A 25,205-nucleotide genomic window follows, 5' to 3' on the forward strand; every position below is an offset into this window, starting at 1 on the left:
CACAGCCGGGGCACGAAAGCTTGCGCAATGGCGCTACTGTTTCGCGACCACGGTGCCGCTGAAGACACCGTCGATCGTGTTCATCATCAAAGAATTGTCACCATGACTGAGCAACTGGCCGCCCTGTAGCGTGTTGAGCGCGGTGCCGTTCTCGGTGATCAACGAATTCCCGATGTTGACCGTCGCGCCGAGTCCGTTGGTGATGATACCAAAGCTGTTTCCCGAAATCGTGGCGTTGCGCACCGCCACCCCAGCGGACGAGGCGCCGCTCTGAATTTTCACGAGGATCCCGGCGGTATTGCCGGTGAACTGGCTGCTGTCGACGGTCACGTGAACTGTGCTTCCCGGCACCCCAATGGTATCGACACGCAGCCCGGCGCCGATATTGTTGATCACCCGGACGTGATCCATGATCAGGCTTGGCGCGCCGAAAGCGTAGGGCGGATGGACCACGATTCCGCCACCGCTGTTGTCGCCGGGCGTGCCGTTGTTCGTGATCAGCGCGTTTTCAAGCGTCAGCCGGACAAAGCCTCCGGTCTCGAAACGAATGCCCTTGTTCTGCATGTTGTGGATCGAAATGTTGCGCAGATGGATGCTACCCTGGCCGTTGATCAGAATGCCATTGAAGCCGTTGGCAGTGCCGCTGATGTCCAGGCCCGAAATTAGCACCGAATCGCCATTTTGCGTGGAGATAACGATCGCGTTGGTCGAGTTCGACACCACGCCGCTCTCCATCCCGTCGCAGACGATCGAGATCGAATGCGTGATCGTGATCACGCCATAGCCTGCCGCGTCGAGGCAATTGATTTCACCGGCGATGGCGGTCTTGGCAAAGGCCCCGGCAAAGGTCTGGCATGGCGCCGCGCGTGAGCAGTCGGCGGCGTCGTTGCCCGTGCCCGAGACCCAGCTGCGCTGGGACTGGGCGACGGCGGGCACGGCGACGAGAATCGCCGGGAATGCCAGCGCGAGCAGGAGCGCGATGCGGGTCGAATGGGCCACGGGGGTTCCTTTGCGCGAGCGCGACAGAAATCGCGCGCATTTGCCGACGGAAGCGATCCGACATGTCGGGATCGCCTTGCTGGGCCGCGCTATAGGAAGGCCGCGCCTGTCGTAACATCCTGCGATCGCGGTATGGTAGCGCGAGAAATGTGCCCGGTCGGATCCGAAGAAACACCCGGGACCCGCTAACGGCCTCGCCCTACCAGCGCAGCACTTTCGGCCCGATCAGCGCGCCGACCGACGCGGCGAGCAGGATGCCGAGCGAATACCAGGTCAGCACGAAGATCGCCGAGACCTCGCCGCAATGCAGGCAATAGACCGTCGCGGCAAAGGCACCCGCCGCCAGCCCGGCCGCGGCACCGGCGGCACGCAATCGCGTCGGGGCCAGCCGGCGGAACGACCAGAGCAGCCCGATGAAGATCGGCGCCGACAGGATCAGCACCAGCCACGGGCAGCGCTTCCAGCTGTGCCCGAGCCACATCGCCAGCCATTCGCCCGGCGGGGTGCGCACCAGCTCGTCGATCCCGACCAGCAGCAGCAGACCGATCGGCAATGCCAGCAGCCACAGCCGGCGCAGATTGCCGGGGTCGGGCCGCGCCAGCCGCGCGGTCGCGTAGATCGCCGCGACCGAGATCGAGGCGGTGTAACCCCATTTCATCCAGAAGGAGAACTGGAACACCGCCGTGCCGAGGTCGGGCCGGACCCCGATCACGAACGCGGTGACCAGCAGCGAGATCATCGCCCCACTGGTCACGCCGAGCGCCAATCGGTGGCCCACGCTGTGCCGCGAGACCGGTGCGACGTCGCCCGCCAGCGAGTCGATCAGCTGATCGGTGTTCATCGTTCGCTGCCCCGGATGCGTGCCGCCAATGCCTTGAGCCCGCGATGCACCGACACCTTGACGTCGGATTCGCCGATCCCGCCGGCGACTGCGGTCTCGGCGACGCTCAGGCCATCCAGCCGCGTCGCGCGGATCACGCGCGCCTGCTTTGCCGGCAGCTCGTCGAGCAGGATGTCGACGTCGATCCGCGCATTGCTGCTGTCCTCGAAGCCCTCGGTCGCGAGGATGTCGGCGAGATCGTCGATCGGCACATGTTGCCGGTTGCGGCGAAAATGGTCGATCATCTTGTAGCGCGCGATCGCGAACAGCCATGCCGTAAAGGCACGGTCGCGGTCATAGGTCGCGCGGCGGGTGTGAACGGCGATCAGCGTTTCCTGCACCATGTCCTCGATATCGTCGGAACCGCCGGGCACCCGCCGACGATAGAAAGCACGCAACAGCGGGACAAGGGCGCGCAACAGGGCAGCATGATCCGCGGCGCGGCCGTCGAGCCCACCGATCATCCATGCCTGCAACTGGCGTTCGTCCGCTCGCATGCGCGCTCCCTCGACCGACATTCGGGTCGGGACCGGCAATGGTTACACCGCATTCGGCGAGGCGACGAAAAAAGATTGTGCCCTGGCGTCCGTAACCAAGGCGCTCGTGCCGACGAAACCCCTTTCGCGACCGGGCCCTTCCAGGCCTCCTTCCCGGTCGGCGCCGGCCGGGTGCTCCCTCCGTTCCCGGTCGGCGTGAGGTCTGGATCAGGAAATCCCATCATGCGAACCACCACTGCCGCCCTAGCCGCGACGATCGCCCTGGGCATCGCCGCAAGCGCATCGATCGCCTCGGCCAAGACCGCCCCGGCGATGGAGAAATGCTACGGCGTCTCGCTCGCCGGCAAGAACGACTGCAAGGCCGGCGCCGGCACCAGCTGCGCCGGCACCGCGCATGCCAATTACCAGGGCAATGCCTGGAAGCTGGTCAAGGCCGGCACCTGCACCAGCATCAAGACCCCCAAGGGCAACGGCTCGCTGACGCCGAAGGCCTGACCCTGACGGCCGGGCGCGATCTCCCGCGCGCCCGGCCGACCCTCTTCGCATCACCGGAAAGAACGCGCTCATGTTCGCTACCTACGACCGCGCGATTACGCGGCTGACCACACTCATGCCCGATGCGCTGCTGCTGCTCGTCGCCCGGCTCGGCATTGCCGCGGTGTTCTTCCTGTCGGGCCGGACCAAGGTCGAGGGGCTGCTGACGATCACCGACGGCACTTACGAACTGTTCCGCACCGACTATGCCCTGCCGTTCGTCCCGCCGGAGATCGCTGCGCACGCCGCGACCTACTCCGAGCACCTGTTCCCGATTCTGCTCGTGCTCGGCCTGTTCACGCGTCCCGCCGCGCTCGCGCTACTCGGCATGACGACGGTGATCGAGCTCTTCGTCTATCCCGACGCATGGCCGACGCACCTCAGCTGGGCGGGCCTGCTGCTGCCGCTGATCTTCCGCGGCGGCGGCGCCTGGTCGCTCGATCACCTGCTCGGTCGCGGCAGACGCGACCGCTGACGCCGCTTGCATTTGCAACGATAGCGCAACAGTCTCCGTCGCCATGGCCGACGAGACCGACGCAACCCGCCCCTTCGGATTCTGGACCGCAACCGCGCTCGTCGTCGGGGGGATGATCGGCGCGGGCATCTTCGCCCTGCCCAACCAGCTCGCGCCGTTCGGCTGGACCGGCGTGGCGGCGTGGTTCTGCGTGATCACCGGCGCCGTGCTCATCGCGCTCGTGCTGTCGAAGCTTGCCGTCGCCATGCCCGAGGCGACCGGCGCGGTGGCGATGTGCGCGGCAGCGCTCGGGCCGCTGCCCGGCGTGCTGATCGGCTGGAGCTATTGGGTCGCGGTGTGGTCGGCCAATGCCATCATCGCCGTCACCGCGATCAACTATCTCGCGATCTTCGTGCCCGCGCTCAATGCGACGCCGATGAGCGGCGCCGTCTCCGCGGTCGTCCTGATCTGGTCGATCACGCTGCTCAACCTCGGCGGCGCGCGCGCCTCGGGCCGCTTCCAGGTCGTAACGACGATCCTCAAGATCCTGCCGCTGCTCGCCGTCGCCGCGATCCTCGCCGGCCTGGTCTTCGCCGGCGGCGGCGCCTTCCGCGCGCACCCGCATGCGGCGTTCGCCGGTGGTTCGCTGACCGCCGCAGCCAACCTCGCCTTCTTCGCGCTGGTCGGCTTCGAAGGCGCCAGCCTCGTCGCCGAGCGCGTCCGCGATCCTGCGCGCAACGTGGTGCGCGCGACGCTCGGCGGGCTGATCGCGACCGGGCTGCTGTTCGTCGTCATCTGCTCGGGCATCGTCTTCGCGCTGCCGCAGGACGCCACCGCCCATGCCAGCGCGCCGATCGCGCTGTTCGTCGAGACCTATTGGGGCCACGGCGCCAGCCTGCTCGTCGCCGGCTTCGCCGCGATCGCCGCGATCGGTTGCCTCAACGGCTGGGTGCTGGTGCAGGGCGAATTGCCGCTCGGCATGGCGCGCGCCGGCGTGCTGCCGCACTGGCTCGACCGCACCAACGCCCGCGACGTGCCGGTCGGCATCCTCGTGGCGTCGAGCGCGCTCGCGAGCGCCCTGGTGCTGAGCAACGCCTCGGGCTCGACGGCGGGACTGCTCACCTTCATGCTCAACCTCACCACGGCGGCGACGATCCCGCTCTATATCGGGATCTGCGCCTCGGCGCTGGTGCTCGGCATCGCCCGGCCGGTCGCGGCGGTGGGTCTGGTCTTCTCCTGCTGGGTGCTGTGGGGCGCCGGATTCGACGCGCTCAAATGGAGCCTCGTGTTGATGCTGTGCGCGCTGCCGCTCTACTGGCTGCGCGGCTCAGCCCCACTTGAACAGCCGGCCTAACAGCGAGCGATCGCGGATGATCTCGTGCGCGGCATTGTGGCCCGGCGCACCGGTCACACCGCCGCCAGGATGCGTGCCCGACCCGCACATGTAGAGCCCCGCGATCGGGCCGCGATAGTCGCCATGCCCGAGCAAGGGCCGCGCCGCCCAGAGCTGGTCGAGCGACATGCGGCCGTGGAAGATGTCGCCGCCGATCAGCCCGAATTTGCGTTCGAGGTCGAGCGGCGAATGGATCTGCCGCGCGATCACCGCACCCTTGAAGTTGGGGGCATGCTGCGTGACGGTATCGATGATGTGGTCGGCGACCTGTTCGCGGACATCGTCCCATGACCGGGAAGTCCCGTCCGCATTGGCGGGCAGCTCCGGCGCGAATTGCTGGCAGAACAGGCTGGCGACGTGCGCGCCCGGCGGGGCGAGGCTGTCGTCGACGGTCGAGGGCAGCTTCATCTCGATGATCGGCGCGTCCGACCAGCCCTTCACCCGGGCATCGTCATAGGCCTTGTCCATGTAATCCATGCCGGGCGCGATGATGATGCCGGCGGTGTGGTGCTCGGCCTTCTCCTTGCCGGGGAAGACCGTGAAGTCGGGCAGTTCCGACAGCGCGACATTCATGCGGAAGGTGCCAGAGCCAGTCTTGAACCCTTCGATGCGGCGGTTGAAGGCCGGCGTCATGTCGCTCTTGTCGATCAACTGGCGATAGAGCAGCGCTGGCCCGACATTGGCCGCGACAGTCGCGGCGGCTATCTCCTCGCCGCTCTCCAGCCGAACGCCTGCGACCTTGCCGCCTTCGACCAGCAGCTTGGCGACGGGTGCTTCGAGGCTGATCTCGACGCCCAGATCGGTGCACGCCGCGGCCATCGCCTGGGTGATCGCGCCCATGCCGCCGACCGCATGCCCCCACGCGCCCTTCTTGCCGTTGACCTCGCCAAAGACGTGGTGGAGCAGGACATAGGCCGAGCCGGGCGAACTGACCCCGGCGAAGTTGCCGACCACCGCGTCGAAGCCGAACGCGGTTTTGACGTGATCGTCCTCGTACCAGTGATCGAGGAACTCACGCGCGCTCTTGACGAACATGTCGAGCGTGTCGCGCTGCGCCTCGATATCCATGCCGGCAAGCTGCCGCCCCTGCGACGCCGCGGCGAGCAGCGCACGCACACCGCCGCCGGCGTTGGGCGGGGTCTTCAACGCCATGCCGCGCAGCACCTCGGCGACGCGTTCGAGCGCCTCCTCATAGGCCGGGAAGGTGTCGGCATCCTTCTGCGAGAAGCGCGCGAACTCGGCCTGGGTGCGCGCGGTGCCACCGCCAAGCTTGAGATAGGTGTCGCGGAAGGGGAAGAAATTGGAGATCGTCCGCTCGATGATGCGGAAACCGCGATCGTGCAGCCGCATGTCGGCGATCACCTTCGGCCGCAACAGGCTGACGGTGTAGCTCGCGGTCGAATTGCGGAAACCGGGATGGAACTCCTCGGTGACGCACGCCCCGCCGATGATGTCGCGCCGTTCGAGCACGCGCACCTTGAGCCCGGCGCGCGCCAGGTAGAAGGCGCAGACCAGCCCGTTATGGCCACCGCCGATGATCAGCGCGTCGTATCTTTTGGTCACTTCTGCTCCCCTCCCGTTTGCGGGAGGGGTCGGGGGTGGGCGCCCGCTCTCCACGATTGTTCCGTTTGTTGTGAGCGGGTGCCCTCCCCTAGCCCCTCCCGCAAGCGGGAGGGGGACGATGTTGCGCTCCACCCGGGCGCCGGCGCCCGGTGCAACCTTGCCTCCGGTATCCGCTCGCGAATCTTCCGCGCGAAGCTGCGCAGGCACACCTCGCTCGCGCCGATCGGGCCGAGCGTATAGCTGTGCGAGGCCATGCCCTGCTGCACGCGCTCGATCAGCCAGGTGTCCTCGGCATTGACGGTGCGGTTGATGCGCCAGTTGGCGTAACGCACCAGCTTCATCTCACGGCGGTCATCGGGCAGCGCAAAGGCCATTTCGCGCAGAAGGGAGACCGTCGGCGAGAGCGGAAGCCACTGCATGAAGTCAACCTGGTCGGGGTAGATGTCGAACGCCATGTTGGGCCACAGCTTGTAATAGAGCCACAGCCGCTGATGGCTGTCGGGCAGATGCGGCGCGGGCGGCAGATGCCGCTGGTAAAAATTTTCCCACGAGCTTGCCGAGTGCCGCTCGACCAGCCGGCCCGACATCTTGTCGACCCACGGCTCGGCCTCGATCGCATAGCTTGCGCCGAATAACCGGGTCAGCCCGTCATGCGCGACCGGGATGTGCAGGTTGTCGGAATAATTGTCGCCGACATTCTTCCAGTTTACCGCGCGGCGTCGCTCGCGTGCCGGGCTGATCGTCCGCAGATCCTCGAAACGATAGGGTGCGACCTCATCGGCATAGGGGGCCATCATCGTCGCGATCGAGGGGCCGCCATCATCCTCCAGCCGGACGAACACGAAGCCCTGCCAGATATCGACATCGACCCGGGCAAGGCTGTTCTTCGCCATGTCGAGCGCGGGGTAGTCGCCGCGCATCGGTACGCCGGTGAGCCGTCCGTCGAGTCCGTAGGTCCAGGCATGATAGGGGCAGACGAGCTTCTTCGCGCAGCCACTGGCGCCCTCGACCAGGCGCATCGCGCGGTGGCGGCAGACATTGGCGAAGGCGCGGACCACACCGTCATCGCCGCGCACGACGATGATGCTCTCGCCGAGATAGTCGATGCTGTGCCAGTCGCCCGGCTTGGCGATGTCCGAGACGTGGCAAACGATCTGCCATGACGGGCGAATGACCCGCGCCATCTCGACGTCGAAAAATTCGGGATCGGTATAGAGCCAGCCGGGCAGGCTCCAGTCGGCGTCGGGATCGATAGTGTCGCCAATGTCCGCGACGCGGTGTGCCATGCCTGCCTCCCGAAGCTTGTTGGACGATCGTATAACAACTGGCGGGCGAGCGCAATCCGCGATATCATGAGCGCGATGAACCTGCCCGCCTTCACCCGCGCCGAACCCGATGCGCGCCGGCTGAGCCTGATCGAGGCGACCGCGCGCGTGCTGGCGCGCGACGGCGCGGGCAACGCCTCGGTCCGCGTCATCGCACGCGAGGCCGGCGTATCGCCGGGGCTGCCGGGGCATTATTTCGACGGCATCGACGGGCTGATCGCCGCGACCTACGAGCATGTTGCCGAGCGTGTGAACGCCGCGTTGGGCAGCGCGATCGCCGCCGCCGGTAGCGACCCGCGCGCACGGCTGAGCGCCTATGTCACGGCAAGCTTCGACCCGCCGATCGCCGACCCGGCGCTGCTCGCGACGTGGCTGGCCTTCTGGAGCCTGGTCAAGGCGCGCCCCGCCATCGGGGCGCTGCACGACGACATCTATGCCAGCTATCGCCGCGAGCTCGAAAGCCTGCTCGGCGCGTGCGGCGTCGCGGCCGGCGACCTGCGCCTCGCCGCGATCGCGATAACTGCGCTGGTCGACGGGCTGTGGCTTGAACTGTGCCTGTCGCCGCAAAGCTTCACGCCCGGCGAGGCGCGCGCCATCGCCGAGCGGCAGATCGCGACCTTGCTCGCGCAACGCTGAGGCGTTGGCGCGAGCGGGACCTGACAAGCCAAATGGTGCGACCGCATCACCCTTGTTCCGGCGACCGGCACCGTCATAAGTAGCGGATACGTTGCGACAAGCGACGGCGGGCTGGGCGAAGGGATCGAGGGTATCGTGACAGGCACTGATACCCTCCACCGCAAGCGCATCTGCATGCTCGGCGCCACCGGCACCATCGGACGCGCAACCGTCGCCGCGCTCGTCCGGGACGGACATGATGTGGTCTGTTTCGTTCGCGCAAGTGCCGGCAGGCAAGGGACTCCGGCGGACGCGGCCGGGCTGTTCGACGGCGCCACGATCCGGATGGTCGATGTCACCGACCCCGCGTCGCTGGCCCGTGACGGTTTTGCCGGCGAGCGCTTCGACGCCGTGGTGTCGTGCATGGCCTCGCGTACCGGTGCGCCGAAAGATGCCTGGGCGATCGACCACCGCGCGCATCTCGACGTGCTGGAAGCGGCGCAACGGGCCGGCGTCGGCCATTTCGTGCTGTTGTCCGCCATCTGCGTGCAGAAGCCACTGCTCGCCTTTCAGCGCGCCAAGCTCGCGTTCGAGGCGGCACTGATCGATTCGGGCATGCGCTATTCGATCGTGCGGCCGACCGCTTTCTTCAAATCGCTGTCGGGCCAGATCGAGCGCGTCCGCGCCGGCAAGCCCTTCCTGATCTTCGGCGACGGCACCCTGACCGCCTGCAAGCCGATCAGCGATGACGACCTGGCGCGCTACATCGCCGACTGCCTGTCCGACGAGCAACGCTGGAACCGCATCCTGCCGATCGGCGGACCGGGCGACGCGATCACGCCGCGCGCGCAGGGCGAGGCGCTGTTCGCGCTGCTGGGCGTGGCGCCGCGCTTTCGATCGGTGCCGGTGGCGCTGCTCGATGGCATCATCGCCGGCCTCGGCACGCTCGGGCGTATCGTACCCGCACTCGCCGCCAAGGCCGAGCTTGCCCGGATCGGTCGCTATTATGCCACCGAATCCATGCTGGTTTTCGACCCGCAAACGGGCCGATACGATGCTGCCGCCACTCCTTCGACCGGCAGCGAAACCCTGTTCGATTTCTACCGCGCCGTGCTGGCCGGCGGCGAGGCGCCCGATCGCGGCGACCATGCCGTCTTCTAGCGCCGCTTTGCCCGACGCGCCGAAACGGAAAACATCACGATGACGCCCTGACGACGAGGATCGGAACCAGATTTGGCCGGAGCGAAGAAAAGAGCCAGGGTGATTGCGGCGTGGGTGGCGAGCGCCCTTGCGGTCGCGATCGTCGCGCTGGCGCTGTGGCTCTACGCGCCGGACAAGCCCCGCGCCATGCTCGATGCGGCCTATCCCGGAGACTATCGCACCGTCGACGGGGCGCGCCTGCGCCTGCGCGATAGTGGGCCGCGTGACGCGCCGGCGGTGATCCTGCTGCACGGCTTCGGTGCGAGCCTCGACACATGGGAACCCTGGGCTGAGGCTCTGTCGACACATTTCCGGGTCATCCGCTTCGACTTGCCCGGCTTTGGTCTGACCGGCCCCGATCCGACCGGCGACTATAGCGACGCGCGCGGCATGAAGATCCTGCGCGACCTGATGGACCGGCTGGGCATCGACCGCGCCAGCTTGATCGGCAACTCGCTCGGCGGGCGCCTTGCCTGGAACTTCGCGGCGCTGCATCCCGAGCGGGTCGCGCGGCTGGTGCTCGTGTCGCCGGACGGCTTCGCCAGCCCCGGATTTGCCTATGACCACGCACCCGAAATCGCGCTGATGATGCGGGCGCTGCCCTATGTCGCCCCGCGCGGCATGCTGAAAGACAGTCTCGCTGCCGCTTATGCCAACCCCGAGCGGCTGAGCGAAGCGACGCTGACCCGCTATCGCGACATGTTGCTCGCACCGGGCGTGCGGCGTGCGATGCTCGCACGCATGGGCCAGACGATCCTGCACGACCCTGCCCCGACGCTCGCGCGCATCACCGCGCCGACGCTGCTGCTGTGGGGCGAAAAGGACGCGATGATCCCGATCGCCAATGCGGCCGACTATCTGCGCTATCTGCCGCATGCCGCGCTGGTGCGGCTGCCGCAGCTGGGCCATTTGCCGTTCGAGGAGAATCCCTCTAGGTCGCTGCCAGCCGTCGCGCGGTTCCTCGCCGACCAGACGCCGACGAACGATCGCCCAGCGCCAGCACGGTAATCCTACGTCCGGCGGGCCAATATTCCAGCCCGAGTCAACCTGCCCATAAGGGCATAATGATTGCGCGCCCCAATCTGTATGGTCTCGCATGATCGAACGGGGCCGCACGGCCACCCGACGACGAAGGCACCGTGCACCCGAGGGGAGCGAGCAGCGATGGGCCAGGCACAGAGAATGCAGCCGATCGATCGATCGTTGCTGCGCCGGCTCGAAACGCATTTCATCGCCCCTGAAATCTATCAGCGTCGCGACGTTGCTGTGCGGCAGGCTAATCTCGCGCGGATCGTCTCGGCCGAGATCGTCCCGCGCCTGCTTGCGCTGCACAGCGACGCGTTGCCGCACGCACCGCCGCCGGAACAGATCGTCGCCGCGCTCGCCCCGGGGACCGCCGACGTCACCGGCCTCGCGGACATCGTGCTGGGCAACGACCTGGAGGCGGCGGCGGCCTATGTCATGGTGCTGCGCGATCGCGGCCTGTCGCCGGAAACACTGTTCATCGAGTTGCTCGAGCCGACCGCGCGCCATCTCGGCGCGATGTGGGACCGCGACGAGTGCGACTTCATCGACGTGACCCTGGGCGTGGCGCGGCTGCAGAAACTGCTGTCGATCTTCAACGCCACCCACGAACTGCCGGCGCTCGACGAGCGGCGCTGCGTGCTGATGGCGATGACGCCGGGCGACCAGCATTTTTTCGGCGTGACGATGGTCGAGAAATTCCTCCGCGCCGGTGGCTGGCGCGTCGAGGCCGAGCATGAAGCGAGCGCCGCGCTGCTCGCCGATGCGACCGCCGACCAGTGGTTCGCGGTCGCCGGGCTGACTCTGGGGTCGGAGCGGCACCTCGATGCGTTGCGGGCGACGATCGCCGAAGTGCGCGCCCGCTCGCTGAACCCGGCGATCGGTGTGATGGTCGGCGGGCCGCTGTTCACCGCCAATCCGGCGCTGGCCGGCGAGGTCGGCGCCGACGCCACCGCGCCCAACGCGCCGACCGCGGTGCTCGTCGCACAGAAGCTGTTCGACGAGGGCGCGCTCACCGGCTGGGCGGCCCGCGCCGGACGCTGAGGCTTGTGGCATATCGACGGAAAGCGCTAAGCGCCGGTCATGGCGAAAACGCATCCGTTCCACTCGATCCACAGCCATGGGCTGGTCCGCGTCGGGACCTGCACGCCGCGCGCGACGGTCGGCGACCCCGCCGCCAATGCCGCCGCGACGATCGAGCTGGCAAAGGACGGTCATAAGCGCCACGCCGACCTGCTGGTCTTCCCCGAACTCAACCTGACATCCTATGCGATCGACGACCTGCATCTGCAGGACGCGCTGCAGGCGGCGACCGCCGCCGCGCTCGACCAAGTCGTCGCGGCGAGCGCGAAGCTGCGGCCGGTGCTGATCGTCGGGGCGGCGCTGCCGCGTAATGGCCGGCTGTACAATTGCGCGGTGGTGATCGCGCGCGGCCGCGTGCTCGGCGTGGTGCCCAAAATCTACCTGCCCAACTACCGCGAATATTATGAGAAGCGCTGGTTCGCGATCGGCGCCGGGCTGACCGGGCTCGACATCGCGGTCGCGGGGCAGACGGTGCCGTTCGGCGTCGATCTGGTCTTCGCGGCAAGCGACCTGGCTGACTTCACCTTCCATGCCGAGATTTGCGAGGATTTCTGGGGCCCGACCCCGCCCTCGACGATGGGGGCTCTCGCTGGCGCGCTGATCTGCTGCAACCTGTCGGCCTCGAACATCGTCATCGGCAAGGCGCGCGAGCGGGCGATGCTGTGCGCGTCGCAAAGCGCGCGCGCGCTGTGCGCCTATGTCTTCTCGGCCGCCGGGCCGGGCGAGAGCAGCACCGACCTGGCCTGGGACGGCCAGGGCACGATCCACGAACTGGGCGAACTGCTCGCCGAATCGACGCGCTTCGGGCGCGAGCCGGAAGTGCTGCTCGCCGATGTCGATGCCGGACGGTTGCGGCAGGAGCGGATGCGCAATGGCAGCTTCAACGATGCCGCGGTCCATGCCGGCCATCCCGAGACGCGCTTTCGCCGCATCACCTTCGACCACAAGCCCGACTTCAGCGATATCGGCCTGTTGCGCGACATCCGCCGCTTTCCGTTCGTGCCCAACACGCCCGAGAAGCTCGACGCCGATTGCTATGAGGCGTTCAACATCCAGGTCGAAGCGCTGATCCAGCGCTTCGTCGCCGCCAAGGCCGAGCGGCTGGTGATCGGCGTATCGGGCGGGCTCGATTCGACGCATGCGCTGATCGTCGCGGCCAAGGCGATGGATCGGCTCGCGCTGCCGCGCACCCGCATCCTCGCCTTCACCATGCCGGGCTTCGCCACCGGCGATTCGACCAAGGCCAATGCCTGGAAGTTGATGCGCGCGCTCGGCGTCGATGGCGACGAGATCGACATCCGCCCGGCGGCCAAGCAGATGCTCGCCGATATCGACCACCCCTTCCACCGCGGCGAGCCGGTCTATGACGTGACCTTCGAGAATGTGCAGGCGGGGCTGCGCACCGATTACCTGTTCCGCCTCGCCAACCAGCGCGGCGGGCTGGTGGTCGGCACCGGCGACCTGTCCGAACTGGCGCTGGGCTGGTGCACCTATGGCGTCGGCGACCAGATGAGCCATTATGCCGTCAATGCCGGCGTGCCCAAGACGCTGATCCAGTTCCTGATCCGCTGGTGCATCCGCACCGACCAGTATGACGGCGAGACCGACGCGGTGCTCGAGGCGATCCTCGCGACCGAGATCTCGCCCGAGCTGGTGCCGGCCGGCGCCGACGGCGCGCTGCAGAGCACCGAGGCGCGGATCGGGCCCTATGCGCTCAACGACTTCTTCCTGCATTATGTCGTGCGCCACGGCATGGCGCCGTCGAAGATCGCCTTTCTCGCGCTGCATGCGTGGCGCGACGCGACGGCCGGCCGCTGGCCGCGCGACTTCCCGCCGGCCGCGCGCGCCGCCTATGACCTGACGACGATCCGCGGTTGGCTGGAGAAGTTCCTGTTCCGCTTCTTCGTGACAAGCCAGTTCAAGCGCTCGGCGATTCCCAACGGCCCGAAGGTTTCGTCGGGCGGCGCGCTGTCGCCGCGCGGCGACTGGCGCGCGCCCTCCGACGGCACCGCCGCGCCGTGGCTGGCCGAGCTCGCCCGCAACCTCCCCTGACCCAAAGCGGGTAGCAGTTTCGCTGCGTTGCAACAAAATCTCCGCCGCTATGCGAATATTTCGCTTGCGTGACGGACGCATTGCAGTTTCAATCAGCAACGAAGGCGATCGCGATCGTTTTCGTACCCGCCAAGGCACCGCGCCGGGAGTCGCGTGCCGATGCTTCAGACGTGAGGATTTCGCAACGCAACAAGGACGCCCGGGCAACATGGGCGACATGTGACAGGGGATAGCTGAACTGGCGTCGTTCATTCGGGGGAATGCATCGGTGACCGTTTTCGACGCAGTATCTTCAAGCCAGCCGGCGGGCATGATCGCCGGGCCGGGGATGCCGGCCAATACCCTACTCCCGACCATCGGCACCGCCCGTTCGTGCCCGCGGGGTGACGCATGATCCTCGCCTCGCAGACCTGGCTCGTCCCGCTCTTCGCCATGCTCGCCGCCGGATTGCTCGCCGGCTTTGCCGCGGGGATTTTCGGGATCGGCGGCGGCTTCGTCGTGGTGCCCGCGCTGATCATCGTGCTGCCGCTGCTCGGCGGCGACCATAGCCAATATGCCCATGTCGCGATCGGCACCTCGGCCGCGACGATCATCGTCACCTCGATCCGTTCGCTGCGCTCGCACGCGAAACGCGGCGCGGTCGAGTTCGAGGTGCTCAAGACCTGGGCGCCGGGGCTGACGATCGGCGCGGCGCTCGGCGTGATGCTGGCCGACCGGATCGACGGCCATGTCCTGACGATGATCTTCGCCACCGGCGTGCTGCTGATGTCGATCAACTTCCTCGTGCCCCGGCTCGGCAGCAAGGTGATCAGCGACCAGATGCCGATCGGCATGACGCGGATCAGCCTGGCCGGCGGGCTCGGCACCTTCTCCTCGCTGCTCGGCATCGGCGGCGGCACCATCGCGATCATGGTGATGACGCTGTGCGGCCGCTCGATCCACCGCGCGATCGCCACCGCCTCGGGCGTCGGCACACTGATCGCGGTACCCAGCGCGATCGGCTTCGCGATCATCGGACTGAAGGAACAGGGCCTCCCCTGGGGATCGCTCGGTTACATCAACCTGCCGGCGGCATTCGCCATCGCCTCGATGTCGATCCTCACCGCGCCCTATGGTGTCGCGGTCGCGCACCGCATGGACCCCGCACTGCTCAAGCGCGTGTTCGGCGTCTACCTCGTCTTCATCGCCATCGTCATGTTCAGCAAGGCCATCAAGCACTGACCAACAGCCAGACCAACCAGGGGAAAGAAAATGGACCAGACCAAAATCGTGACCGAGGAAGTCCGCGACGACGTGTTGAGCCGGGGTTATTCGCGCCGGCAACTGGCGCAGATCGCCACCATTTTCGGGGTCGGTGCCGCCGCAGCGACGCTGGGCAAGCCGGCCTGGGCCTCGGGCGGCGTGCCCGACCCCGCCCCCACCGCCAAGACCCGCATCGGTGCCAACGAATGCTGGACCGGGCCGCTGCTGCCCGGCCAGATTGCCGCGCGCAAGATGGTCGAAAACGGCAACCGCTATTCGCCGCATGACGAACGCAGCGACTTCATCAAGGCGGTGATGAGCGTCGAGGGCGTGCCCTTCGACCATGTCGCGCCCTGGCCCGGATCGAGCGACCCGCTGTCGCGCTCGGTCGTGACTTTCTGCTCGCCGGCGCGCGGGCTGGTCACCGCCGACCCAACCTTCGAGCTGGCCGGCCGCACCGCCGCCTGGCTCAAGGTGTCGGTCAAGGCGGTGCCGCTGACCCCCGACTATCGCCATGACGTCAAGGCGATGCTCGCGGCCGACCCCAATGCCGGGCTCTATTACATCTGCACGCCCAACAACCCGACCGGCACGATCACGCCGCTCGCCGACATCGAGTGGCTGCTGGCCAACAAGCCGGCGGACGCGATGGTGCTGATCGACGAGGCCTATACCCATTTCGCCGGGGTGCCGACGGCATCCTACCTCGCCGCCAAGCGCAACGACGTGATCGTCATGCGCACCTTCTCGAAGATCTTCGGCATGGCGGGGATGCGGATGGGCTATGTCATGACCAAGCCCGACAACATTGCGAAGATGATGCGCTATGACGGCGGAATGCAATCGGGCGCACTGCCCCTGCCCTCTTTGGTCTGCGCCACGGCGAGCCTGACCGCCGGCCCGCTGATCGCGGCGCGCCGCGCCGAAATGCAGGCCGCGCGCGGCATGACGCTCGACCATCTCAAGAAGCGCGGGCTGACGGTGGTGCCGACCGAGGCCAACATGTTCATGATCGACTGGAAGACGAAGCAGGCCAAGGACATGCAGGCGGCGTTCCGCACGCAGAGCGTCGAGATCGGCCGCTCCTGGCCGATCTGGCCGACGGTCTCGCGCGTCACTGTCGGATCGATGACCGAGATGAAGGACTTCTGCATCGCGCTCGACAAGGTCTGGGCCTGAGGCGGACGCGCGCGATCCCCGGGGATCGCGCGCGCCGTCTGCGGCGACGGCGAGGCCGTGCTGTAGGAAATCGACGGGATCGGCGAATTCCCTGCCGCGGAGCTCCCGGCAGGGAATTTTGTTATTTTTGATGACCGCCGGCAGGGAATTTTCGCGCCGCGATGTTGGAGCGTGCATGGTCGTCGATCGGCGGAACCAGCGTTCGGATGCGAGGCGATGCATGTGCGCGCGTCTGGGGCGGAATCGCCAACGGTTGAATCGGGATCAGGCTGTTTCGCGGCGCGCTGCGGGCTGCATCATCCGATCGCGTCAATACCGCGTGGCGGCGCGGTGTCGTGCATTTCGTTCGCTCACCGGGAGCCACGGCTTTTCACCCCGCGCCAGCCTTCCGGATTGGCTTTGCGGGCAAAAGTGGCTGGCTACCGCTCGACGTACCGCAAGGACCGGCCAGTCGAGGCAAAGAACGTCCGGACGGGACGACACACGACTCGCCGACGGCGGGATCTTCAGCGAAGTGAAGACCGGAGCAAGTCCGGCATGCCGAAAATGGGGTTAGCTTATTTGCGCATCTTGCGCGCGGCGTAGCGCGCGTCGCGGGCGGCCTTGGCTTCCATCAGCGACATCTTGGTGCGCTCGACGGCGGCATTCTTCTCGGCCGCGGCGGCTTCGGCGGCGGCGATTTCGGCCTGGCGCGCGGCCTCGATGGCGTCGAGCTTTTCCTGCTTGGCCTGCTCGATCGCAAGCCGCTTGGCCTCGCGCTTGGCGGCCTCGGCCGCCTCCTTGGCTTCGCGCGCGGCGGTACGCGCGGCGACGATCGCGGGATCGACCGCCGGCTTGGTCTTCAGCTTCTCCAGCGCCTTTTGCTTGGCCTGCGCGGAGAGCGCGGCGCGGTCGCTGAAGCTCGGTTCCTTATAAGCCATCGGTTCTTCTCGAGGCCGCACGCGCGGCGGTGAATATGGCGGAGAGGGTGGGATTCGAACCCACGGTACCCGCAAGGGCACAACGGTTTTCGAGACCGTCCCAATCGACCACTCTGGCACCTCTCCGCGAGGGGGTCTTGCAGCGGCCCGCGCCGGAGAGGCGGGGTAGCGGATCGAATGAGCGCGGGCCTCTAACGCAAAGGTAGGGGGCATACAAGCGCCGTGCGCGCAATCCGGATGGTGCAGCGCAAAAAGAGTTGCGCGATCGCTGCGACGCGCGACAATCCGCGCGCCCGCCGCAGCCATTGTCAGTGGCGGGCAGGCGCCCTAGATTATCGGCATGCTCCGAGACCATATTCCATCGATCCCGACCGACTCGACGGTGCCGATGCCGCCGGTGTCGCATGCCAGCTTTGCGATCGGCGATGTCGTGCGGCACCGCATGTTCGATTTTCGCGGCGTGATCTTCGACGTCGACCCGATCTTCGCCAACAGCGAGGAATGGTATGACGCGATCCCCGAAGGGATCCGCCCGGCCAAGGACCAGCCCTTCTATCATTTGCTCGCCGAAAATATGGAGTCGAGCTATGTCGCCTATGTCAGCCAGCAGAATCTGGTGCCCGACGACAGCGACGAGCCGATCGACCATCCGGCGATTTCCGGGCTGTTCGGCGACTTTGCCGACGGGCGCTACGAATTGAGGCGTGAACACCGGCACTGAGCACGGTCGGGCGCGGGTAAAAAAAAGGGGCCTTGCGGCCCCCTTTCCTTTCTGCAGCTCGTCGAGCGTGGTGTCGGCGATCAGAATTTGAAGCCGATACGCGCGTAATAATAGCCGCCATTGATACCATAGGGGCTGAAACCCAGCGGCGCGTCGATGACGTTGCCACCGCCGACCAGCGTGGTGTTGGTCGTGCCCGGCACCTGCGAGATGGTCGGCGCGCGCTTGTTGAACAGGTTGTTCGCGCCGAGCGACACCTGGACCGCGCCGAGATCATAGCCGACTTCGAGATCGGCGATGACGGTCGACGGCACCCGCTGGAGGTAGAAGGTGCCACCGTTCGGGCTGAGATATTCCGATGTCGTGCCGAAGAAGGTCGCGCGAGCCGTCGTGCTGAACTGGCCGAGCTTCCACAGCGCCGAACCGACGATCTTGACCTTGGGCGAAGCGGTTTCGAGGTAGCTGATCGCCCCCTGGTCGAACAGCGCGATCGGTGCCGTTGCGCCCGGCGCGGTCAGCGTCTTGGGCGCTAGCGCGATCCGCGTGGCCTTGGTCTCGTTGTAGTTGCCCGACAGCGTCCAGTTGACGGTACCGGCGCTGCCGAAGTCGCTGCTGTAGCTCAGCACCAGGTCGATACCGCGGGTGCGGGTATCCGCGCCGTTGGTGAAGATATTGATGCCGGTCTGGCTGACCGTCGGGTCAAGGACATTGCCGTTGGCGACGATCGCGGTGGTGACGATCGGGAAGTTGGTGGCACCGCCGCTGCCGAAGATCGACCCGGTACCGAGAATGCGGTCGCGGATGCTCACCTGGTAGAGATCGAGCGTCACGATCAGCTTCGGTGCCGGACGAATGACCGCGCCGAAACTGTAGTTGGTCGACTTTTCGGGCTGCAGGTTCTGGAAGCCGATCAGCTTGGCGGCCGCCGAATTGGCCGGTAGCTGAACGAAGGCCGAGGTCGGCGACACGTTGGTGGCGGAATAATAGGATTCGGCGAGCGTCGGCGCGCGGAAGCCGGTCGAGATGGTGCCGCGCAGCGCAAAGGCCGAAGAGAAGTCGTAGCGGCCATTGACCTTCCAGATCACCTTGTCGCCGAAATCGGAATAATGCTCGTAGCGGACCGCGGCATCGAGCTTGAGCGCCTCGACCGGCTTGGCATCGAGATCGAGATAGAGCGACGTGCCGGTGCGCTTATGCACGCCGGCGTCGGACGGGCGGAAGCCGGGATAGGACTGGCCACCCTCCTTGTAGATCGAGCCCGCATCGCCGGCGCCGATCTCGTAGCGGTTGCGGCGATATTCGGCGCCGAAGGCGACGTTGAGCGGGGCGGCCATGCCGGCTTCGATCTCACGCGTGAAATCGGCGTTGAGGGTCAGTTCGCTCGACTTGAACAGGCCGTCATAAAAGGTCGTCGGGGTGAAGTGCGTATCGATGAACAGCGAGCGGTTGGCCGAATCGAGCGTGTAAACCTCGTTCTTGTCCTGGCCGTAGGTCGAGCTGAGGTCGAAATGGAACCCTGCGACGTTGCCGCGCAGACCGCCAGTGATGCCGAAATCCTCCTCGCGAATCCCCTCGCGTGGGTTGAAGCCGTTGGAAGGATTGTCGCCGTTCGGATCGAACACGATCGCGCCCGGCGCACCGAGCGTGCCGCCGACGCCGAGCACCGCCGAGGCGATGATGCGATCCGGCACACGGAAATTCTCATAGGCGCTGGCAATGCGCTTGCTGAACGTGCCGAAGCTGTAGGCCTCGACGCCGCCGAAATCATAGCCGGCATTGAACGAGACGTTGGTGAGATAGGATTTGGCGTCGCCATTGATCTTGTTGACGTACGGAAAGCCCGGGATGTTGGCATAGAGCGCTTGCTGTGCCGCCGACAGCGCAGGGCTGGTCGCGGTAGTGAGCAGCTTACCGCTGGCATCGGTCACGCGGCGATCAAGACCGCCGACCTGGGTGAAATCGTGGAAGCGGTGGAACAGGGTGACGTTCAGGAAGCCGTCCTCGCCGACCCTGGTCGCGAGATGGAGCGTGCCGGCATAGGTCTCGCCGCCCGAACCATAGGTCTTGCCATAGGTGGCGTAACCGCTGCCGCCTTCCTTGTCGTCCTTGAGGATGATGTTGATCACGCCAGCGATCGCGTCCGAACCATATTGTGCCGCGGCACCGCTTTCGAGCACCTCAATGCGCTTGATCGACGATGGCGAGATGAGATCGAGATCGGCGGTCGCCGCCCCCTGATAAGGTCCGCCGAGAACCGCCAGGTTGGCGGTGCCGTGGCGACGCTTGCCGTTGACCAGCACGAGCGTGTGGTTGGGGCTGAGGCCGCGCAAGCGCGCCGACAATGTCAGGTTGGCAGTGTCGCCGCCAAATGCCTGGGCCGTGAAGGAGGGCACCAGCTGGGTCAGGACCTGGTTGAGGTTGGGTTGACCGACATGGCTCAGCGCATCGGCATCGAACAATTTGATCGGCGTGGCGCTCTCGACCGCCGTCACGCCGAGGGTGCGCGTTCCCGTGACGATCACGTCGTCCGGCGTGGCCGGGTCGGCGCTGACGGCAGGTGCCGGCTCGGCCGGCGGTGCGCTGGCGAAAGCAGGCGTCGCGGCAAGGCTCGCAACGGCCAGCGCGAGTACGGAGATTGTGTGTCGATGCATGCTGAGTCCCCCATCTTGAAAGGTGGCCCTCAGGATCCGCTCCCCGTTCAGTGATTTAAAATTGCAAGATCGTAATCAAATATTCCCCGAGTAAGATATATTTACGCCACTTTGCGCGCAGTTAAGCTATATCCAGCGACAACGTCGCTGGATGGCCTCAACACGTCTCTCCTATTGCGCGCCTTGATTTATCGCTGGCCGGCGCTTCCAGTATTTTACGTTACGCCATGCCCCGAAAGCATGGCGCGTCGGCACCTTTATCCTGACCTGTTGTGGCCAATCCGGTACGATTCGAATTGCGCCATATTCGTCGCGGCATTGCAACATAAACTTCACGGAAGCGCCACGTGGCCACTGATTGTTGCGGAAACGTCACGGTTCCGCGCATCGACAGGGCCAAGAAAAAGGGGGCGCGCGGCCCCCTTTTCCCATCACCTTGTCGCTTGTTATCAGAAGGACGCGGTGAAACGCCCATAGAGGAAGCGGCCATTGAAGCCGAACGGCGAGAAGCTGCTGTACGGCAGATAGTAGTTGGCGAGCGGATATTGCCCGCCGATCGCGGCGGGGCGATTGCCGGTCGGCAGACGAGTCGGATAGACGTCGAACAGGTTGTCGGCGCCGATCGCGAAGGTCGCGTGGCTCTTGAAGGTGTAGCGGATCTCGAAATCGCTGATCCATTTCGGCTGCAGGAACACATCGTCCGGCCCGTACAGCGTGAGGCTGGTCGGATCGGCGATCGGCACCGTCGCACCGGGCGAGATGACCTTGCCATAGCGCGTGGTCCGCGCGTTGATGCCGAACGGACCGAAGGTGCCGTCGGCGCTGAGCACGAGCTTGTCCTTGGGCTGGCCGTCGGTGAAGCGGATACCCTCGACGCGGCCGAACAGGACGAGCCCCGGGATCGCGGCAAGCGGCCCGAGCGCGTTGAGACGCTTATCGATCTTGTTGCGATTGACGTTGAGCGCCGCGGTCAGCGTCCATTTGCCGAGCCCGCCGGCGTTGAAGCGATAGCTGCCGACGACGTCGACGCCCTCGGTGGTGGTGTCGAGGCCGTTGATGAAGAAGCGTGCGGCGCCGACCGACTGGAAGCCGTTCGCATCGAGGATCGCCTTGACCGCGGCGTTGACCGCCGTCGTCCCACTGCCGGCCGCACCGAGATTCTCGCTGAGCACGACCCGGTCGCGAATCTTGATGTGATAATAGTCGGCAGTGAGGCTGAAGCCGCGGAACGGGTTGGCGGTCGCACCGGCCGAGATGTTGAGCGAACGCTCGGGTTTCAGCGGCTTGGAGCCAAGCGCCTGCGCAACCGCGCTCGACACCGGCAACGTCGAGATATCGACCGGCAAGCCGCCGATGAAGTTGGTCGAGGTGGTGGTGAAGAATTGCTGATGCAGCGACGGCGCGCGGAAGCCGTTGGAAATCGAGCCCCGGATCGCAAAGCCGGATACGATCTCGTAGCGCGCGGCGAACTTGCCGTTCCAGGTGCTGCCGAAATCGGAGAAATGCTCGTAGCGGCCAGCCGCCGTCACGGTGAAGCCGGCGAACAGATCGGTATCCAACTCGCCATAGGCAGCCCAGCTGTGGCGGCTGGCATCGGTCGCGGCCGAGGTCGGAAAACCGGGGAAGCCCTGCGCGCCGACCAGCGCGGCGCGACCCGGGAAGCTGCACACCCCGGTGCCGGCATTGTATACCCCGGCGAGCGTGGTGCAGTTGCCCGCGGTCGTCGTCTGCGACGGCACGAAATAGGGGCCCGCGGCGAAGGACTGGGTCTCGCCGGGGCGGATCTTGAAGTTCTCGTGGCGATATTCCGCGCCGAACGCGACCGTCAGCGGCTTGGCGAAGCCGACCTCGAACTCGTGCGAGACGTCGAGGTTGCCGGTCAACTGGCCGAAGGCGAGCCCGCCCGAATCGAACGAGTTCTTGCTGGTCGGCCCATAGGAGACGTTGAGGCTGTTTTCGGTGCGATAGTCGAACTGGTTGTGGCCATAGACCAGCGACAGATCTGTGTGCCACCCGCCGAGCAGGCCCTTGACCCCGACCGCGACCGAATAGTCGGTCAGCTTCGAACCGATGAAGGGGAGAAAGCCGTCGGCACGCAGCGGGACGAAATTGCCCGTATTCGGCGTGGTTCCGGGCGCAAGCACCGAAAAATCGCGGTTGTTGGCCGAAGACGACTGGCGGAAATTCGCCGCCGAAGAGCCATCGCGCCGCGAGTATGAGCCGAAGGCATACAGGTCGAAATCGCCGAGCGGCATGCCGGAATTGACGAAAACGTTCCAGTCCTCGGTGTGCGGATCGCCGAACTGGAAGTTCTGCCGGTTGAAGGTGATCTCGCGCGGGTCGAACGCCGCGGTCGGGCGATTATAGTTGGCGCGCGGATCGAAGCCCGCGCGGTTGGTGTTGTCGCGGTCGCGATATTCGCCGGTGATGTTGATGAAGCCCGGGCCGATCGGGATGCCGACATTCATGCCGAGCGTCCACAGATCGCCGTCATTGGCGTGTTTCTGCCCGTCGATGGTGGTGGCGAGGATGCGGCTGTCGGTCGGATCGAGCGTCGGCTGCCCGCCGGTCAGCGCCAGCCCGGTGACATTGGCGACGCCCTGCTCGGTGGTGATGTACTTGCCATAGCTGACCTGCGCCTTGCCGCCATGATTGGCCTTTTTAAGCTGGATGTTGATAACGCCGGCGATCGCGTCGGAGCCATATTGCGACGAGGCGCCGTCGCGCAGCACCTCGATCCGGTCGATCGCGAGTGCGGGGATGGTGTTGAGATCGACCGCCGCCGAGCCGCGTCCGACGGAGCCGTTGATGTTGATCAGCGCGCTGACATGGCGGCGCTTGCCATTGACCAGCACCAAAGTCTGATCGGGCGACAGGCCACGCAGCGAGGCGGGGCGAATCACGTCGGTACCATCGGTGATCGACGGCTGGGGAAAGTTGAACGACGGAACGAGCTGGTTGAGGATCTTGTTGGTTTCGCCCAGGCCCGAGGCCGACAATGCTTCCGAGGTGATCACGTCGATCGGCACCGGGCTGTCGGCAACGGTGCGGTTGACCGCGCGCGTGCCGGTGACGATCACCGTATTCGCCTCATCGTCGGCGGGCGCGGTCGCGGGCGCCGGCGCGGTCTGCGCCGCGGCGGGGAACGCCAGCGCGGTGGTCGACACGGTGGCGAAAAGTGCGATCAAACGGATGCGAGACATGGCAACCCCTCCTAGTTGGCGCGCTTTCCCGACGCGCCGTTGACTGGGAAAGTATGCCATCCCGGAGCTGTCACAATAGCGTCATGCCCGTTTCGGCCATATAAATGCCGGCTGTTGCCATGGAACCACAGCGAGCCCGTGCGCCTTTACGGTTGACAGAATCGGCGACCGCCCCTAGCGACGCTCCTTCTCCCGCCGGGCCTGCCCGGGCGGGCATATGCATTTTGAAAGTGATGAGGGCCATGTTCGCAATCGTGCGCACGGGCGGCAAGCAATATCGCGTCGCCGCCGGAGATAAGATCGTCATCGACAAGATCGAGGGCGAAGCCGGGGCGTCGATCACGCTCGGCGACGTGTTGCTGGCGGGCGAAGGCTCGGAGCTCAAGTCGGTCGAGGGTCTGACCGTCGCCGCCGAGATCATCGCGCAGGCGAAGGGCGACAAGATCATCGTCTTCAAGAAGCGCCGTCGTCACAACTACCGTCGTCGCAACGGCCATCGCCAGCTGCACACGATCCTGCGGATCACCGCAATCGGTGCGCAGGAGAAGAAGGCCAAGGCGAGCAAGCCCAAGGCCACCGAGGGCGACGCCCCCGCGGCCGCCGAAGCGTAAGTTCGAGGAAGAGTCGAAATGGCACATAAGAAAGCAGGCGGTTCGTCGCGTAACGGTCGTGATTCGGCCGGTCGTCGCCTCGGCGTGAAGAAGTTCGGCGGCGAGACCGTCGTTCCGGGCAACATTCTCGTGCGTCAGCGCGGGACGAAGTTCTATCCGGGCCGCAATGTCGGCATCGGCAAGGACCATACGCTGTTCGCGCTTACCGGCGGCCGCGTGGCGTTCCACGAGGGCAAGCTTGGGCGCAAATTCTGCTCGGTAGACATGCCGGCCCTCGCGGCCGAATAATCGGGCAACCGACCGGGTTGCCCAGCAGGGCGACCCGGGTTTCCACCAGGAAACCATCAAAAGGGAGCGGGTCGCACCGGCTCCCTTTTTTCATGCTCCCTCCCCGGCGATTGTCGCGACCACGTCATCTCGGCGTGCCAGCGGCATCGCGAAGCGACGAGGAGAGTATCTATGTTCGCGCGTACCGCAAGATTGACGCTCCGGCCCGCCTGGGCCGAGGATGCCCCGCAGCTCGCCGCCGCGATCGGCCATGAGAGCGTGGTCCGCAACCTGTCGAAAGTGCCCTGGCCCTATGGCGTGGCCGATGCCGAGGCGTTCCTGACGCGCCCGCGCGCGCCGCACGACATCTTCTGCCTGATCCTTACGCATGACGGCGATTACCCGCAGCTGATCGGCGGGATCGGCATGGCGAAAATCGAGGATGGTCACGAGTTCGGCTATTGGCTGACGCCGAGCGCCTGGGGGCGCGGCTATGCCACCGAGGCCGGCCGCGCGATGGTCTCGACCGCGCGGCACACGCTGGGCCTGCGCAGGCTGAAGGCCGGGCATTTCGTCGACAACCCTGCATCAGGCCGAGTGCTGACCAAGCTCGGCTTTCGCCCGACCGGGCGGATCGCGCCGCGCGAGGCGCTGGCACGCGGCGGCGAGACGCCGTGCGCCGATTTCGTCTTCGATCTCGACGATGGCGACTGCCGAATGGATCGCCTCGCCGCCTGATCGTGAAGCGATCCGGCCCCCTCCCCCACCGGTCACGCTCGTGACCGGTGGGGCG

At 66.2% G+C, this 25,205-nt stretch carries 22 protein-coding genes and 1 tRNA gene; 14 read left to right on the plus strand and 9 right to left on the minus strand.

Features of this window, described 5'->3' with window-relative positions; genetic code table 11:
• Positions 1 to 33: 33 nt before the first annotated feature.
• The 3 genes from U1839_RS08730 to U1839_RS08740 all read right to left on the minus strand — a co-directional run bounded on the left by U1839_RS08730 (position 34) and on the right by U1839_RS08740 (position 2,376).
• Positions 34 to 936: a right-handed parallel beta-helix repeat-containing protein gene (locus U1839_RS08730; protein WP_332803274.1), complete on the minus strand. Its 903-nt coding sequence runs from the start codon at positions 934 to 936 to the stop codon at positions 34 to 36.
• A 262-nt stretch (positions 937 to 1,198) separates the two neighbouring features.
• The gene (locus U1839_RS08735) at positions 1,199 to 1,840 is read right to left on the minus strand and encodes a DUF1109 domain-containing protein (protein ID WP_332803275.1); all 642 of its coding nucleotides are present in this window, start codon (positions 1,838 to 1,840) and stop codon (positions 1,199 to 1,201) included.
• Positions 1,837 to 2,376 carry a sigma-70 family RNA polymerase sigma factor gene (locus U1839_RS08740; protein ID WP_332803276.1) on the minus strand — a complete coding sequence of 180 codons (540 nt, stop codon included), beginning with the start codon at positions 2,374 to 2,376 and terminating at the stop codon, positions 1,837 to 1,839. Before U1839_RS08740 ends, U1839_RS08735 begins: the two co-directional genes overlap by 4 nt.
• Positions 2,377 to 2,598: 222 nt before the next feature.
• Here U1839_RS08740 and U1839_RS08745 point away from each other — a divergent pair, with 222 nt between their 5' ends.
• The 3 genes from U1839_RS08745 (at position 2,599) to U1839_RS08755 (ending at position 4,718) form a co-directional block, all read left to right on the plus strand.
• Positions 2,599 to 2,871, plus strand: a complete 273-nt coding sequence (locus U1839_RS08745) for a BufA1 family periplasmic bufferin-type metallophore (RefSeq protein ID WP_281124985.1) — start codon at positions 2,599 to 2,601, stop codon at positions 2,869 to 2,871.
• A 70-nt stretch (positions 2,872 to 2,941) separates the two neighbouring features.
• Positions 2,942 to 3,385: a DoxX family protein gene (locus U1839_RS08750; protein ID WP_332803277.1), complete on the plus strand. Its 444-nt coding sequence runs from the start codon at positions 2,942 to 2,944 to the stop codon at positions 3,383 to 3,385.
• A gap of 43 nt (positions 3,386 to 3,428) precedes the next feature.
• Complete coding sequence (locus tag U1839_RS08755) at positions 3,429 to 4,718, plus strand: APC family permease (protein ID WP_332803278.1); 1,290 nt, start codon at positions 3,429 to 3,431, stop codon at positions 4,716 to 4,718.
• Here the strand turns inward: U1839_RS08755 and U1839_RS08760 are convergent.
• Together U1839_RS08760 and U1839_RS08765 are read right to left on the minus strand one after the other, a co-directional pair.
• Positions 4,692 to 6,320 carry a phytoene desaturase family protein gene (locus U1839_RS08760; protein ID WP_332803279.1) on the minus strand — a complete coding sequence of 543 codons (1,629 nt, stop codon included), beginning with the start codon at positions 6,318 to 6,320 and terminating at the stop codon, positions 4,692 to 4,694. The genes U1839_RS08755 and U1839_RS08760 overlap by 27 nt on opposite strands.
• Positions 6,317 to 7,606 (minus strand): aromatic ring-hydroxylating oxygenase subunit alpha, encoded by a 1,290-nt coding sequence (locus U1839_RS08765; protein ID WP_332803280.1) that lies wholly within the window; start codon positions 7,604 to 7,606, stop codon positions 6,317 to 6,319. The genes U1839_RS08760 and U1839_RS08765 overlap by 4 nt, the downstream gene beginning before the upstream one ends.
• A gap of 75 nt (positions 7,607 to 7,681) precedes the next feature.
• Between U1839_RS08765 and U1839_RS08770 the strand changes: the two genes are divergently transcribed.
• The 7 genes from U1839_RS08770 to U1839_RS08800 all read left to right on the plus strand — a co-directional run bounded on the left by U1839_RS08770 (position 7,682) and on the right by U1839_RS08800 (position 16,039).
• Positions 7,682 to 8,281 carry a TetR family transcriptional regulator C-terminal domain-containing protein gene (locus U1839_RS08770; protein ID WP_443030591.1) on the plus strand — a complete coding sequence of 200 codons (600 nt, stop codon included), beginning with the start codon at positions 7,682 to 7,684 and terminating at the stop codon, positions 8,279 to 8,281.
• Between the two features lie 135 nt (positions 8,282 to 8,416).
• Positions 8,417 to 9,421 (plus strand): NAD(P)H-binding protein, encoded by a 1,005-nt coding sequence (locus tag U1839_RS08775; protein WP_332803282.1) that lies wholly within the window; start codon positions 8,417 to 8,419, stop codon positions 9,419 to 9,421.
• A 114-nt stretch (positions 9,422 to 9,535) separates the two neighbouring features.
• Entirely contained in the window at positions 9,536 to 10,468 is a 933-nt protein-coding gene (locus U1839_RS08780) for an alpha/beta fold hydrolase (protein WP_332803283.1), read from the plus strand.
• A gap of 174 nt (positions 10,469 to 10,642) precedes the next feature.
• Positions 10,643 to 11,527, plus strand: a complete 885-nt coding sequence (locus U1839_RS08785; protein WP_332803284.1) for a cobalamin B12-binding domain-containing protein — start codon at positions 10,643 to 10,645, stop codon at positions 11,525 to 11,527.
• A gap of 39 nt (positions 11,528 to 11,566) precedes the next feature.
• The gene (locus tag U1839_RS08790) at positions 11,567 to 13,618 is read left to right on the plus strand and encodes an NAD(+) synthase (RefSeq protein WP_332803285.1); all 2,052 of its coding nucleotides are present in this window, start codon (positions 11,567 to 11,569) and stop codon (positions 13,616 to 13,618) included.
• Positions 13,619 to 14,008: 390 nt separating this feature from the next.
• Complete coding sequence (locus U1839_RS08795; RefSeq protein WP_332803286.1) at positions 14,009 to 14,839, plus strand: sulfite exporter TauE/SafE family protein; 831 nt, start codon at positions 14,009 to 14,011, stop codon at positions 14,837 to 14,839.
• 30 nt (positions 14,840 to 14,869) lie between these two features.
• Positions 14,870 to 16,039 (plus strand): pyridoxal phosphate-dependent aminotransferase, encoded by a 1,170-nt coding sequence (locus U1839_RS08800; protein ID WP_332803287.1) that lies wholly within the window; start codon positions 14,870 to 14,872, stop codon positions 16,037 to 16,039.
• 557 nt (positions 16,040 to 16,596) lie between these two features.
• On the opposite strand, the gene U1839_RS08805 is transcribed toward U1839_RS08800, so the two are convergent.
• Both U1839_RS08805 and U1839_RS08810 read right to left on the minus strand, forming a co-directional pair.
• Positions 16,597 to 16,959 (minus strand): DUF6481 family protein, encoded by a 363-nt coding sequence (locus U1839_RS08805; protein ID WP_281124996.1) that lies wholly within the window; start codon positions 16,957 to 16,959, stop codon positions 16,597 to 16,599.
• A 36-nt stretch (positions 16,960 to 16,995) separates the two neighbouring features.
• Positions 16,996 to 17,085 (minus strand) — tRNA-Ser (locus U1839_RS08810).
• A gap of 214 nt (positions 17,086 to 17,299) precedes the next feature.
• On the opposite strand from U1839_RS08810, the gene hspQ reads away from it, so the two are divergent.
• Positions 17,300 to 17,680, plus strand: coding sequence for a heat shock protein HspQ (gene hspQ / locus U1839_RS08815; protein ID WP_332803288.1), 381 nt, complete (start codon positions 17,300 to 17,302; stop codon positions 17,678 to 17,680).
• 80 nt (positions 17,681 to 17,760) lie between these two features.
• Here hspQ and U1839_RS08820 read toward each other — a convergent pair whose 3' ends face one another.
• Both U1839_RS08820 and U1839_RS08825 read right to left on the minus strand, forming a co-directional pair.
• Entirely contained in the window at positions 17,761 to 20,331 is a 2,571-nt protein-coding gene (locus U1839_RS08820; protein ID WP_332803289.1) for a TonB-dependent receptor plug domain-containing protein, read from the minus strand.
• 449 nt (positions 20,332 to 20,780) lie between these two features.
• The gene (locus U1839_RS08825) at positions 20,781 to 23,534 is read right to left on the minus strand and encodes a TonB-dependent receptor plug domain-containing protein (RefSeq protein WP_332803290.1); all 2,754 of its coding nucleotides are present in this window, start codon (positions 23,532 to 23,534) and stop codon (positions 20,781 to 20,783) included.
• 242 nt (positions 23,535 to 23,776) lie between these two features.
• Here U1839_RS08825 and rplU point away from each other — a divergent pair, with 242 nt between their 5' ends.
• The 3 genes from rplU to U1839_RS08840 all read left to right on the plus strand — a co-directional run bounded on the left by rplU (position 23,777) and on the right by U1839_RS08840 (position 25,150).
• Positions 23,777 to 24,145 (plus strand): 50S ribosomal protein L21, encoded by a 369-nt coding sequence (rplU, locus tag U1839_RS08830; protein ID WP_281125000.1) that lies wholly within the window; start codon positions 23,777 to 23,779, stop codon positions 24,143 to 24,145.
• A gap of 18 nt (positions 24,146 to 24,163) precedes the next feature.
• On the plus strand, positions 24,164 to 24,433 hold the full coding sequence (gene rpmA, locus U1839_RS08835; protein ID WP_281125001.1) for a 50S ribosomal protein L27: 270 nt from the start codon (positions 24,164 to 24,166) through the stop codon (positions 24,431 to 24,433).
• Positions 24,434 to 24,604: 171 nt separating this feature from the next.
• Positions 24,605 to 25,150: a GNAT family N-acetyltransferase gene (locus tag U1839_RS08840; RefSeq protein WP_332803291.1), complete on the plus strand. Its 546-nt coding sequence runs from the start codon at positions 24,605 to 24,607 to the stop codon at positions 25,148 to 25,150.
• The last annotated feature ends 55 nt before the right edge of the window (positions 25,151 to 25,205 follow it).

The organism is Parasphingomonas halimpatiens (assembly GCF_036663795.1).
Taxonomy (GTDB): Bacteria; Pseudomonadota; Alphaproteobacteria; order Sphingomonadales; family Sphingomonadaceae; genus Sphingomonas.